General features: G+C 60.5%; 12 protein-coding genes. 1 reads left to right on the top strand and 11 read right to left on the bottom strand.

From position 1 onward, the window contains the following. Window positions 1–9 precede the first annotated feature (9 nt). From dnaJ to AMM33_RS14720, 6 genes are all read right to left on the bottom strand, one after another. A complete protein-coding gene (gene dnaJ / locus AMM33_RS14745; protein ID WP_090142062.1) occupies window positions 10–1,152 on the bottom strand; it encodes a molecular chaperone DnaJ in 1,143 nt (380 codons plus the stop codon). Further along, on the bottom strand, window positions 1,145–1,519 hold the full coding sequence (locus tag AMM33_RS14740; RefSeq protein WP_228768155.1) for a four helix bundle protein: 375 nt from the start codon (window positions 1,517–1,519) through the stop codon (window positions 1,145–1,147). Before AMM33_RS14740 ends, dnaJ begins: the two co-directional genes overlap by 8 nt. A 32-nt stretch (window positions 1,520–1,551) precedes the next feature. Continuing rightward, window positions 1,552–3,471, bottom strand: a complete 1,920-nt coding sequence (gene dnaK / locus AMM33_RS14735; RefSeq protein WP_090142061.1) for a molecular chaperone DnaK — start codon at window positions 3,469–3,471, stop codon at window positions 1,552–1,554. 220 nt (window positions 3,472–3,691) lie between these two features. Further along, window positions 3,692–4,240, bottom strand: coding sequence for a nucleotide exchange factor GrpE (grpE, locus tag AMM33_RS14730; protein ID WP_090142060.1), 549 nt, complete (start codon window positions 4,238–4,240; stop codon window positions 3,692–3,694). A 151-nt stretch (window positions 4,241–4,391) separates the two neighbouring features. Then, window positions 4,392–4,742 (bottom strand): FKBP-type peptidyl-prolyl cis-trans isomerase, encoded by a 351-nt coding sequence (locus tag AMM33_RS14725; RefSeq protein ID WP_090142059.1) that lies wholly within the window; start codon window positions 4,740–4,742, stop codon window positions 4,392–4,394. 240 nt (window positions 4,743–4,982) lie between these two features. Further along, the gene (locus AMM33_RS14720; RefSeq protein WP_090142058.1) at window positions 4,983–6,155 is read right to left on the bottom strand and encodes a fumarylacetoacetate hydrolase family protein; all 1,173 of its coding nucleotides are present in this window, start codon (window positions 6,153–6,155) and stop codon (window positions 4,983–4,985) included. A gap of 174 nt (window positions 6,156–6,329) precedes the next feature. Between AMM33_RS14720 and AMM33_RS14715 the strand changes: the two genes are divergently transcribed. Next, a complete protein-coding gene (locus AMM33_RS14715; protein ID WP_228768154.1) occupies window positions 6,330–6,983 on the top strand; it encodes a YiaD family glycine zipper/OmpA-like lipoprotein in 654 nt (217 codons plus the stop codon). 3 nt (window positions 6,984–6,986) lie between these two features. Here AMM33_RS14715 and AMM33_RS14710 read toward each other — a convergent pair whose 3' ends face one another. The 5 genes from AMM33_RS14710 to AMM33_RS14690 form a co-directional block, all read right to left on the bottom strand. Next, the gene (locus tag AMM33_RS14710; RefSeq protein WP_090142127.1) at window positions 6,987–7,535 is read right to left on the bottom strand and encodes a MarR family winged helix-turn-helix transcriptional regulator; all 549 of its coding nucleotides are present in this window, start codon (window positions 7,533–7,535) and stop codon (window positions 6,987–6,989) included. Window positions 7,536–7,543: 8 nt separating this feature from the next. After that, a complete protein-coding gene (locus AMM33_RS14705) occupies window positions 7,544–9,271 on the bottom strand; it encodes an acyl-CoA dehydrogenase family protein (protein WP_090142057.1) in 1,728 nt (575 codons plus the stop codon). Between the two features lie 75 nt (window positions 9,272–9,346). After that, the gene (locus tag AMM33_RS14700) at window positions 9,347–10,348 is read right to left on the bottom strand and encodes a tripartite tricarboxylate transporter substrate-binding protein (protein ID WP_090142056.1); all 1,002 of its coding nucleotides are present in this window, start codon (window positions 10,346–10,348) and stop codon (window positions 9,347–9,349) included. A 62-nt stretch (window positions 10,349–10,410) separates the two neighbouring features. Beyond that, on the bottom strand, window positions 10,411–10,827 hold the full coding sequence (locus AMM33_RS14695) for an acyl-CoA thioesterase (protein WP_090142055.1): 417 nt from the start codon (window positions 10,825–10,827) through the stop codon (window positions 10,411–10,413). Between the two features lie 144 nt (window positions 10,828–10,971). Then, window positions 10,972–11,736, bottom strand: coding sequence for an SDR family NAD(P)-dependent oxidoreductase (locus AMM33_RS14690; RefSeq protein ID WP_090142054.1), 765 nt, complete (start codon window positions 11,734–11,736; stop codon window positions 10,972–10,974). Window positions 11,737–11,802: the final 66 nt, after the last annotated feature.

Here is an 11,802-nt window from a genome sequence, read left to right as displayed (position 1 = left end):
CAGTCAAACTCAAGCGCCGAAGAAGCCCTTGAGCTTGTCGGTCCAGCTCTCGCCACTGGGCTGGTGTTTGCCGCCGCCTTTTTGCAAGGACTCTTCAAACTCCTTGAGCAACTTTTTCTGGTGCTCGGTGAGCTTGACCGGAGTCTCCACGGTGATGTGGCAATACAAATCGCCCGGATAACTGCCGCGCACGCCCTTGATGCCTTTGCCGCGAATGCGGAATTGCTTGCCGGTTTGTGTGCCTTCCGGAATGTCAATGGCTGCTTTGCCGCCCAGGGTGGGCACTTCGATTTCGCCGCCCAATGCCGCTTTGCTGAAGCTGATGGGCACAGCGCAATGCAGGTCGTCACCGTCGCGCTCGAAAATCGAATGTTTCTTAAGGCGAATCTCGATGAACAAATCGCCCGGTGGCCCGCCGTTGGTGCCCGGCTCGCCATTGCCCGCGCTGCGAATGCGCATGCCGTCGTCGATACCGGCCGGGATTTTGACTTCCAGCGTCTTTTGTTTCTTGACCTTGCCCTGACCGTGGCAAGTGCCGCAAGGGTCGGGAATGATCTTGCCCGTGCCCCGGCAGTGTGGGCAGGTTTGCTGCACGCTGAAAAAGCCCTGGCGCATCTGCACCTGGCCCTGGCCGTGGCAGGTCGAGCAGGTTTTGGCGCTGGTGCCGGGTTTGGCACCGGTGCCGTGGCAGGTGTCGCACTCGTCCCAGCTTGGAATGCGCAGCTGCGAATCCTTGCCGTTGGCCGCTTCTTCGAGCGTGATTTCCATGGCGTAGCTCAGATCGGCGCCCCGGAAAACCTGGCGACCACCGCCACGTCCACCGCGGCCTTGACCGCCAAAGATGTCACCAAAGATGTCACCAAACGCATCGCCAAAGCCCCCAAAGCCTTGAGCCCCACCGGGGCCGCCGCGCATATTGGGGTCCACACCGGCATGACCGTACTGGTCATAGGCGGCACGTTTTTCGCCGTCCGACAGCATCTCGTAGGCCTCTTTGACCTCCTTGAATTTGGCTTCGGCATCTTTGGCAGCATCCCCCTGATTGCGGTCAGGGTGGTACTTCATCGCCAGCTTGCGATAAGCCTTTTTGATGTCATCGTCTGAAGCGTTTTTGGCAACGCCCAGCACTTCGTAAAAATCTCGTTTAGCCATGTTCGTTTTGTGTTGAGCGTTGAGCGTTGAGCGAATTGCGTAAACCGTTCAGGAGAGCAAACAAGCGTTCAATGTGTTGTTGCATGGCATCGGTCAATTCGCCGTAACCCAATGCTTGGGCCAGTAAAAGCTGAGTTTCAAGTTCGTTGAGCGAGGCCCTGGCCATGGTCACGAAATGCGCAAAGTCCTTTTTACCACCACGACCTGCGCCTTCAGCCAAATTGCTGGGGATCGACACAGCAGCTCGGCGCATTTGCGCAGTGAGCCCAAAAACCTCGTGTTTTGGAAAAGACTCGGTCAACTCATAGACAAGCCTGGCAAGCTCAAAAGAAACTTGCCAGGCCAGCAGGTCGCGGTAATTCCGCACGCTGAACGCTCAACGCAGGTCGCTGAACCGGGTCAGCCCTTTTTGACTTCCTTGACTTCAGCGTCCACGACGTTGTCGTCCTGGGGCTTGGCTTCGGCAGCGCCTGCACTGGCTGCAGCTTGTTGCGCTTGCATCTCGGCATAGACCTTCTCGCCTAGCTTTTGGCTGGCCGTCATCAGGGCTTCGGTCTTGGCTTCGATGGCGTCTTTGTCTTCGCCTTTCAAGGCTTCTTCCAGCGCCTTGGATGCTGCTTCGATGGCTTCTTTTTCAGCTGCTTCGATCTTGTCGCCGTGCTCGGTCAGGCTCTTCTTGACGCTGTGCACAGCGGCTTCGCCCGAGTTGCGGGCTTGCACCAATTCGAGCTTCTTCTTGTCTTCGGCGGCGTTCAGCTCGGCGTCTTTCACCATTTGCTGGATTTCGTCTTCCGACAGACCCGAGTTGGCCTTGATCGTGATCTTGTTTTCCTTGCCGGTGCCTTTGTCCTTGGCGCCGACGTGCAGGATGCCGTTGGCGTCGATGTCAAAAGACACCTCGATCTGGGGCGTGCCGCGCGATGCGGGTGGGATGCCTTCGAGGTTGAACTCGCCCAGCAGCTTGTTGCCGTTGGCAATTTCGCGCTCGCCCTGGAACACCTTGATGGTCACGGCTGGCTGGTTGTCTTCTGCTGTCGAGAAGGTTTGTGCGAACTTGGTCGGGATCGTGGTGTTCTTGGTGATCATCTTGGTCATAACACCGCCCATGGTCTCGATGCCCAAAGACAAAGGTGTCACGTCCAGCAGCAGCACGTCCTTGCGGTCGCCCGACAGCACCTGGCCCTGGATGGCAGCGCCAACAGCCACGGCTTCATCAGGGTTCACGTCCTTGCGGGGTTCCTGGCCGAAGAATTCCTTGACCTTTTCCTGCACCTTGGGCATGCGGCTCATGCCGCCCACCAAAATCACGTCGTGGATGTCGGAGACCGACACGCCAGCGTCCTTGATGGCGGTGCGGCAAGGGGCAATGGTGCGCTCGATCAGCTCTTCCACCAGTTGCTCCAGCTTGGCGCGGGTCAGCTTGACGTTCAGGTGCTTGGGGCCTGTGGCGTCAGCGGTGATGTAGGGCAGGTTGACGTCGGTGGACGCCGAGCTGGACAGCTCGATCTTGGCTTTTTCAGCGGCTTCTTTCAGGCGCTGCAGGGCCAGCACGTCCTTGGTCAGGTCGACGCCGGATTCTTTCTTGAACTCGGCAATGATGAAGTCGATGATGCGCTGGTCGAAGTCTTCGCCGCCCAGGAAGGTGTCGCCGTTGGTGGACAGCACTTCGAACTGCTTTTCACCATCGACATCGGCGATCTCGATGATGGACACGTCAAAGGTGCCGCCACCCAGGTCATACACGGCGATCTTGCGGTCGCCCTTTTCGTTCTTGTCCAGACCGAAGGCCAAAGCGGCTGCGGTCGGTTCGTTGATGATGCGCTTGACATCCAGACCGGCGATGCGACCCGCGTCTTTGGTGGCCTGGCGCTGAGCGTCGTTGAAGTAGGCGGGCACGGTGATGACGGCCTCGGTCACTTCTTCGCCGAGGTAGTCTTCGGCGGTTTTCTTCATCTTGCGCAGAATTTCAGCGCTGATCTGTGGCGGGGCCAGCTTTTGACCGCGCACTTCCACCCAGGCGTCGCCGTTGTCGGCTTTGGCGATGGTGTAAGGCATCAGGTCGATGTCTTTTTGGACTTCTTTTTCGGCGAACTTGCGGCCGATCAAGCGCTTGACTGCGTACAGCGTGTTCTTGGGGTTGGTGACCGCCTGGCGCTTGGCCGATGCGCCAACCAGGATTTCGCCGTCTTCCTGGTAGGCAATGATCGAAGGCGTGGTGCGAGCGCCTTCGGCGTTCTCGATCACTTTGGTCGTGTTGCCTTCCATGATGGCCACGCACGAGTTGGTGGTGCCCAAGTCAATACCGATGATTCTTCCCATGTTGATGCTCCGAAATTGAGTGAAAGTGTTGATGCTCTGAAAGTGGGGCGGGGTGAAAACATTTCAAGTCCCCACACCCCAAAAAAGGTTTTACGTGGTCCAAGACACAAAAAACCAATGTTGAGCTGGGGTCGTGTAAACGCCCACCCCGATGGCAATGGGCGTTGAACACGCCCTTCAAGACCACGGCCAAGCCCATGGCCGCCTGTTTAAGGCCGATTTATTTGGGGGCGGTGACCGTCACCAAAGCCGGGCGCAGGACGCGCTCGGCGATCAGGTAGCCCTTTTGCAGCACAGTGACCACGGTGTTGGCTTCCTGCTCGGCGGGCACCACGCTGATGGCCTGGTGGTGGTGCGGGTCGAACTTGGTGCCCGCAGGCGGGGCGATTTCGACCACCTTGTTGCGCTCCAGCGCGCTTTTGAGCTGGCGCAAGGTGGCTTCGGAGCCTTCGCGGATTTGTTCCAGCGTGGCGTTGGGGATGGCCAGACCGGCTTCCAGGCTGTCGAGCACAGGCAGCAGGCTGTCGGCAAAGCCTTCGACGGCGAACTTGCGTGCCTTGCTGATTTCTTCGTCCGCGCGGCGACGGGCGTTTTGCACATCGGCCTGGGCACGCAGGAACTGGTCGGCCAGATCGGCGTTTTGCGCTTTCAGGTTGGCCAGTTCAGCTTGGGCATCAGCCAGTGGGTCGGTGGGGGCCATGGCAGCGGCGGCTGCCAGCTCTTCATCGCTCAAGGGTTTGATTTCGGGGTTTTGAGTAGCTTCTGACATGAACAATGTCCGCAAAAAATGAATACCCCCATTAGGTAAGGGCGAATGATCAGACTTCAAGAGGGGGTGCTCAGGCGAATGAGGTGGCTGCAGCAGGTTGCCAGAAAAAAGCCCGCCAGGCGGCGGGCAGGGTGGCAGACTGAGTGCCTAATCAGTTTAAAGCCAGCAATTCCACGTCAAATTTGAGGGTGGCATTGGCCGGAATCACACCGCCAGCACCGCGGGCACCGTAGCCCAACTCGGACGGGATGATCAAGGTGCGCTGACCGCCCACCTTCATGCCGGCCACGCCTTCGTCCCAGCCCTTGATGACCATGCCTGCGCCCAATGGAAACACGAAGGGATCGCGTCGGTCACGGCTCGAATCGAACTTGGCGCCTTGTTGGCCGTCCTTGTAGAGCCAGCCGGTGTAGTGCACGGTGACGTCCTGGCCTTTGGTGGCTTCAGCGCCTTCGCCAACAACGGTGTCTTCGTATTGCAGGCCGGAGGGGGTGGTGTTCATGGGAGAGCTTTCTGTGAATGCGATGGCGCCAACGCAGGCGCTTGAGGGCGGTCGAAAAACCAAAATTATGCCAGCCCCGACCTGCACATCATCCGGATCCTGTCATGTCGTACTCTTCGAGTGCCGACCTTCGGATACACGGCCCCCGTAGGTGGGAGCTTCTGCTCCGACATGGTTCGCTTCGGCGCAGGCCTCATGTCGGGGCTGAAGCCGCCGACCTACCGGGATGCTTTGTGCTTGTTAAACCAGCAGCTGGCGTTTGGCCAGGTCGCGCATCAGGGCGCCCACGCCGTATACCCAGGGCTTGGCCTGGTCGCTGGTGGTGACTTGGTTGACCAAGGTGCCCAGCTGGGGGGTGGACACGCTCACCACGTCGCCCACCACATGGGTGAAGCCTTGGCCGGGGCCATGCCGGTCTTGCGTGGGGGCGAACATGGTGCCCAAAAACAGCATCATGCCGTCCGGGTATTGGTGGTACTGGCCCATGGCTTGACCCACCAGATCCAGCGGATCGCGGCTGATCTGGCTGAGCGAGCTGCTGCCTTGCATCACAAAGCCTTCAGGGCCATGCACTTTCAGGCTGAGGTCGCACTGGCGCACATCGGCGATGCCGAAATGGTCGTCAAACAATCGGATGAAAGGGCCGATAGCGCAGCTGGCGTTGTTGTCTTTGGCCTTGCCCAGCAGCAGGGCGCTGCGGCCTTCAAAGTCGCGCAGGTTGACATCGTTGCCCAGCGTGGCGCCGACCACTTGACCGCGTGAGTTGACTGCCAGCACGATTTCGGGCTCGGGGTTGTTCCACTGGCTGCCCGGGTGGATGCCCACGCTGGCGCCTGGGCCGACCGCGCTCATGGGCTGCGCCTTGGTGAAAATTTCGGCGTCAGGACCAATGCCCACCTCCAGGTATTGCGACCACATGCCCTGGGCCAGCAGCACTTCCTTGAGCTTGCCAGATTCGGGCGAGCCGGGTTTGACACTGCGAAGGTTGTCACCAATCACCGCCACCACGGCCTGACGCACCGCTTCTGCCCGGCTGGCGTCGCCCCGTGCCTGCTCTTCGATCACGCGCTCGAGCATGCTGGCCACAAAGGTCACGCCTGCCGCCTTGATGGCCTGCAAGTCGCACGGGGCCATGAACCAGGGCTGGTCGGCTTGGCGCTTGCTTTCATCGCTGTTGGCCATTGCATCGGCTGTGCTGGCCAGGCGAGGCGCCTGCCCGGTGCGCATGCATTCACTCACGCGTTCGGCCGCTTGGGGCAGTTCCAGCAAATCGCTGCAAGTGGCCGCCAATTCAGACAGGTCGAACACGGCGTCTTGCGCGATTGCCACGAGCACAGGCCCCAGGCTTGGCACCCATAAACGCCCGATCAACAAGGCCTGATGCATGTCTGTGGGCAAGGTGTTGGGCAGCATGTTCCATCCTTTCGGGCAAACAAAAGAATGATTTTGACAGCCGGGTGCTTGCCAGGCTGTCACCTGGGCGGACAGGGCTGAAACGATTACTTGCAAGCTTGGTGTGTTGCAAAACTGAAATCCAGTCTGCATGGGCTAAATTAGGTCCATTCATGTCAAAGGAGAACACAGTTCATGACCCCGAAAAATTCCGTGTGGACCGCCATGGGCACAGCCGCTTGTGCCGTAGCCGTTTTATTGACTGGCTGCGCCACAGCAACCCCTGAACAAAAAGCTGCTGGAACTGGCGCTTTGATTGGCGCGGTGGCCGGGCAGATCCTGGGGCACGATTCGCGATCATCTGCGATTGGTGCGGGCTTGGGCGCTTTGGGCGGGTATGTCTGGTCCAAAAACATGGAAGACAAAAAACGCGCCATGGAAGCTGCCACAGCGGGCACCGGCACGGTGGTCACGCAAACCGCTGATAACCAGCTCAAGCTGAGCATTCCGAATGACATTTCATTCGACACGGGGCGCTATGACATCAAGCCGAATTTGCGCCCGATCCTGGACCAATTTGCTCAGGGTTTGAGCCAGCAAGTGTCCATGGAGGTCAAAATTGTGGGCCACACCGACAACACAGGCAGCGACGCCATCAACAACCCTTTGTCGGTGAACCGGGCGCAAAGTGCGCGCGATTATCTGGTGTCACGCGGCGTCAATGCGAGCCGCATGGCGATTGATGGCCGAGGTTCTCGTGAACCCATTGCCGACAATGCCACAGAAGCAGGCCGCGCCCGCAACCGTCGGATTGACATCTTTTTGGCCGAACGCGCTGCTGTCAGGTGAAGCTCAGAGGTAAATTTTTTGCAACAGCGACAGCAGCGTTTTGCGCTCTGCTGGCGTGAGCTTGGCGGTTTTTTCGGTTTCGAGCTCGGTTGCCGTTTGTTCGGCTTGCACCATCAAGGCCTGGCCCTTGGAGGTGGCGTGCAGGCCCACGGCGCGACCGTCGTGCGGGTGGGGCTTGCGCTCGATCAGGCCCCGAGCCTCCAGCGACTGAATCAACCCCACCAGGTTGGGGGGCAATAAATTTAAGGCCGCGCACAGCTGCCGCGAGGTCACGCCGGGGTTGTGGCCAATGGTGGACATCACCGAAAAGTCCACCGGCTTGAGGCCATAGGGCGCAAGCCGGTCCAAAAACAATTCAATGATGCTCAGGGCCGCACGCCGCGCGTTGTAGCCCATCAGGCTTTGCAGGTAGCGGGTGTCCACTTGCTCAACGCTGGCGGCAGCAGGCTTGACCACTTTGGCGCTGGGGCGCACCGCTTTGGCCGAAGCGGGGCGTGGAGTTTTTGGGGCCACTAAATTGGCGGCTTTGTCAGATCGTATGGTTCTGGGCATGTTGTCGCTCATGCGGCTGCCATGCATTGCTGCACGATGATGAAGCTGCGCATCTGGAACTCGGGCAGCACCCAGCTTCGCAAGGCCTTGGCCGGTGCCAGCCAACGGGCTTGGGCGTTGGGCGTGTCGGCGTCCACGCCCGCTTGGATGCGCAGCCACGCCCAGTCCATCAGCACCAGGGCCACAGCGCGCAAATAGTCGTCGGCCACACGGTAAGCGAGCGCCGCGTCTTTGGGGGCAGCCTGCACGATTTGTTGCGTCACCGCCCGCAAGGTCTGGATACGGGCCTGCGCTGGGGTGTGTGCTTTGCTGGCTTTGGCCGCCTGGGGCAAGTCGGCTGTGAGGGTGTCCAGCAGCGCGTTCATGCCAGCGCCGCCATCGGCCAGCACTTTGCGCACCAAGAGGTCAATCGCCTGAATCTCGTTGGTGCCTTCGTAAATCATGGCCACGCGGGCGTCGCGCACGATTTGCTCAATGCCCCATTCCCGCACATAGCCGTGGCCACCCAGCACCTGCAGGCAGTCGCTGCCGCCATGGAAAGCCTGGTGGGTGAACACCGATTTCATGACCGGCGTGACCAGCGCGCACCAGCGCTGGGCGGCGGCTTGCGTGTCGGCGTTGGGGCTGTGTTTGATCTGGTCCAACTCAAGGGCCGTGCGATAAGCCAACACGCGACCGGCATCCACCCAGGCGCGCTGCGTGTCCAGAATGCGGCGCATGGCGGGGTGCTCGGCAATCAGGTCAGCCTCGCCCGCGCTTTTGCCTTTGCCCGGCGCACGCATCTGGCGGCGCTCTTGTGCATAGGCGTCGGCCTTTTGCCAAGCGGCGTCCAAGAGGCCAATGCCTTGCAAGGCCACATGCAAGCGGGCGGCGTTCATCATCACGAACATCGCGTTCAGGCCCTTTCCGGGCTCGCCCACGATTGAAGACACCGCTTCGTCAAAACGCATCACGCAAGTGGGGCTACCGTGCAGGCCCATTTTTTCTTCGATGCGATCGCAGTGCACGCGGCTGCGCGAACCGTCGGGGTAGAACTTGGGCACCAGGAAAAGCGACAGGCCTTTGGGGCCAGGCGGCGCGTCGGGCAGGCGCGCCAGCACCAGGTGCACGATGTTGTCGCTCAGGTCGTGCTCACCGCCCGAGATGAATATTTTGGTGCCGCTGACGGCATAGCGGCCATCGGGCATGGGGACCGCCTTGGTGCGCGCCAGGCCCAGGTCAGAGCCCGCGTGCGGCTCGGTCAGGCACATGGTGGCCAGCCATTCGCCGGTGGCCACTTTCTCCAAATACTGCGCTTTGAGTTCGTCGCTGCCGTGGTGCTTGATGCATTCGTACGCGCCATGCAGCAAGCCCGGCGCCATGGTCCAGCCGTGGTTGGCGGCGCTCAGCATTTCGTAGAGCATGGCTTCGAGCACGCTGGGCAGGCCTTGGCCGCCATCTTCGGCGCTGGCGGCCAAAGCGGGCCAGCCCGATTGCCAAAAGGATTGGTAGGCGTCTTTGAAGCCCGGCGGCATGGTGACCACGCCGTCTTTCCATTGGGCCCCGACCTCGTCGCCATCGCGGTTGAGCGGGGCGATGACGTCGCCCACGAACTTGCCCGCTTCACCCAGCACCTGCTGCATCAATTCGGCGTCCACCTCGGCAAAGGCGGGCAGGGCTTGCAGTTGGGCCGGCGCGTTCAAAACGCGGGACAACAAAAATTGCATGTCGTCGGTGCGGGGCTGATAGGCGTTCATGGGGTTCTTTGTTCAATGGAAAAATCCGGCGCAACCCTCAAGCTGCGCCGGACAACACGGTGTGGGTCGGTCCAATCAAGAATCGACGCTGAAGCCGATGCGCTTGATCAGCGGACCCCAACGCTCGAGTTCAACTTGCGAGCTCTTGAGTTGGTCCGCAACCGTGCCGCCAAAAGGAATCAGGCCCACCACGGTCAAAGCGTCTTGCACGCCTTTGTCTTTGAGGGCGGCATTGATCGCCGCATTGGCCGCTTGCACTACGTTGGCCGGGGTTTTGGCGGGGGCATAAAAGCCGAACCACTCTTCCACGGTCAATTCAGGAAAGCCTTGCTCGGCAAAGGTGGCCACGTCGGGCACAAAAGGCGAACGGGTTTTGCCCGATGTGGCCAGGATGCGCATCTTGCCGGCTTTGTGGTTGGCAATGAAGTCGCCGTGCGGTGTGAACATGCAGGCGATTTGGCCGCCGACCACATCGGTCACGCCGGGCACCGAGCCACGGTAAGGCACATGCTTGAACTCGAAATTCTGGTTCAGGCCGAGCAAAGCGCCAACAAAGTGGGGCGTGGAGCCTGCAGCGGGCGAGCCGTAGCTCGCTTGTGCGGGGTTGGCCTTGGCCCATGCGATGAAGTCTTTCACGTTTTTCACACTGGCTGGCACCATGGGGCCGACGGCAAAACCGTGGTGAATCATGGAGGCGGTGCCCACGGGCGTGAAGTCCTCAAAAGGCTTGTACTGCAGGTTTTTAAAGATGTGCGGGTAAAGCGAGATGGCCGAGAACGGGGTCATGGCCAGCACCGAGCCGTCGGCCGGAGCGCTTTTCAGCAGGTTCAGGGCAATCTGGCCGCCTGCGCCGGGGCGGCTGTCGATGATGCCGGAATTCTTGCTGTAGGGCGTGCCGCCAAACTTCTCGGCCACACGGCGAGCGCAGATGTCGCCGGAGCTGCCGGGTGGGAAGCCGTAGAGCACTTTGACTTGCTCGATCGGCAGGCCGCTTTGCGCCCAAGCTTGCTGGAACGCGGTGCTGCCCAAAATGGCGGCACCGAGGGTGGATTGGATGAATTCGCGACGGTTGCTCATGCTTGTCTCCTCGAAAGGGTGGATGAAAATTCAGGTTGGGGGAAAGAGGGGAATCGATCCCATCAGCTGCACAAGGCTTTGATGTCTTCGGGCACGGCAATGGCTTTGATGCGGTCCGGGTCTTCGGGGTGCTTGATGCAAAAGGCGCGCACCTCGGTGCCCTCGCACAGCACGGTGTCGCCACGCATCACCACATGTTTGTGCACAAACACTTTCTCGCGCCACTCCTGCACGCTGGTGTGCACCTGCAGTGTTTCGCCATAGGTGGCGGGGCGGATGAATTTGGTGTTGATCTCCAAGAGGGGCGTGCCGATGATGCCGCGCGTCTTGACCAACTCGCGCCAGGGTGGAATGCCGCATTTCATGAAGAAGTTCAGCGATGACGCGTCCATCCATTTGGAGAAATTAGGGAAAAAGACGATGCCCGCGGGGTCGCAGTCACCGAACACCACTTGAACTTCGTAGATGACGGTTTTCATGGGTTATTTCGTTAAGCGTTGAGGGGTGGGCGTTGGGCGTTGAGCGTTGAGCGTTGGGCGTTGGGCGTTGAGCGTTGAGCGTTGGGCGTTGGGCGTTGGGCGGTTTTTCACGCTCAACGCTGAACGCCAAACGCTCAACGGGCGTCAGCGCGGTGCCATGCGCAAGGCGCCATCGAGGCGAATGACTTCGCCGTTCAGGTGGTCGTTGTGCACGATGTGGCAGGCCAGTTCGGCAAATTCGCTGGGCTTGCCCAAGCGGGCGGGGAAGGGGATGCTGGATGCCAGCGATTGCTGGATCGGTTCGGGCAAGCTGGCCAACAAAGGGGTCTTGAACAGGCCCGGCGCGATGGTGCACACGCGGATGCCGTGTTGCGCCAAATCGCGGGCCATGGGCAGCGTCATGCCCACCACACCGGCCTTGGAAGCGCTGTAGGCCTGCTGGCCCACTTGCCCGTCAAAGGCGGCAACCGATGCGGTGAAGACCATCACGCCACGGGCACCGTCTTCCATGGGGTCCAGCTTGCTGCAGGCCTCGGCAAACAAACGCGCCGCGTTGTAGGTGCCGATCAGGTTGACATTGATGACCTTGGCGAACTCGTCCAGCGGCGCGGCTTTGCCGTCTTTGCCGACCACGCGCTTGGCGGTGCCAATGCCGGCGATCTGCATCAAGATACGGGCGGGGCCGTGGGCTGCGGCGGCAGTCTCGATGGCCTGGGCCATGCTGTCTGGGTCAGACACGTTGCAGTGGACGGCCACGCCGCCGATGTCGGCTGCCACGCGCTCGGCGTTGGCCATGTTGAGGTCGAGCACCGCGACCTTGGCACCCAGGCGGGCCAGTTCGCGGGCTGTGGCTTCACCGAGGCCTGAGCCACCGCCGGTGACCAATGCGGCTTGTCCTTGAATGTTCATGTCAGTTCCTTTTGATGTCGTTTTGTTTTTGCAGGAGATCGCCCACAGGGTGGGCTCCCACAAGGG

Origin of the sequence: Limnohabitans sp. DM1, assembly GCF_001269385.1 — a bacterium.
GTDB lineage: Bacteria > Pseudomonadota > Gammaproteobacteria > Burkholderiales > Burkholderiaceae_C > Limnohabitans_A.
This window is presented reverse-complemented; position numbering and strand designations above follow the sequence as displayed.

What these genes read in the sequence shown, in the direction of transcription:
- AMM33_RS14705 (WP_090142057.1), bottom strand. Translation starts at nt 9,271, where the DNA reads ATGAACGCCTATCAGCCCCGCACCGACGACATGCAATTTTTGTTGTCC.
- AMM33_RS14690 (WP_090142054.1), bottom strand. Translation starts at nt 11,736, where the DNA reads ATGAACATTCAAGGACAAGCCGCATTGGTCACCGGCGGTGGCTCAGGC.
- AMM33_RS14700 (WP_090142056.1), bottom strand. Translation starts at nt 10,348, where the DNA reads ATGAGCAACCGTCGCGAATTCATCCAATCCACCCTCGGTGCCGCCATT.
- AMM33_RS14720 (WP_090142058.1), bottom strand. Translation starts at nt 6,155, where the DNA reads ATGCTGCCCAACACCTTGCCCACAGACATGCATCAGGCCTTGTTGATC.
- dnaJ (WP_090142062.1), bottom strand. Translation starts at nt 1,152, where the DNA reads ATGGCTAAACGAGATTTTTACGAAGTGCTGGGCGTTGCCAAAAACGCT.
- AMM33_RS14710 (WP_090142127.1), bottom strand. Translation starts at nt 7,535, where the DNA reads ATGCCCAGAACCATACGATCTGACAAAGCCGCCAATTTAGTGGCCCCA.
- AMM33_RS14715 (WP_228768154.1), top strand. Translation starts at nt 6,330, where the DNA reads ATGACCCCGAAAAATTCCGTGTGGACCGCCATGGGCACAGCCGCTTGT.
- grpE (WP_090142060.1), bottom strand. Translation starts at nt 4,240, where the DNA reads ATGTCAGAAGCTACTCAAAACCCCGAAATCAAACCCTTGAGCGATGAA.
- AMM33_RS14725 (WP_090142059.1), bottom strand. Translation starts at nt 4,742, where the DNA reads ATGAACACCACCCCCTCCGGCCTGCAATACGAAGACACCGTTGTTGGC.
- dnaK (WP_090142061.1), bottom strand. Translation starts at nt 3,471, where the DNA reads ATGGGAAGAATCATCGGTATTGACTTGGGCACCACCAACTCGTGCGTG.
- AMM33_RS14695 (WP_090142055.1), bottom strand. Translation starts at nt 10,827, where the DNA reads ATGAAAACCGTCATCTACGAAGTTCAAGTGGTGTTCGGTGACTGCGAC.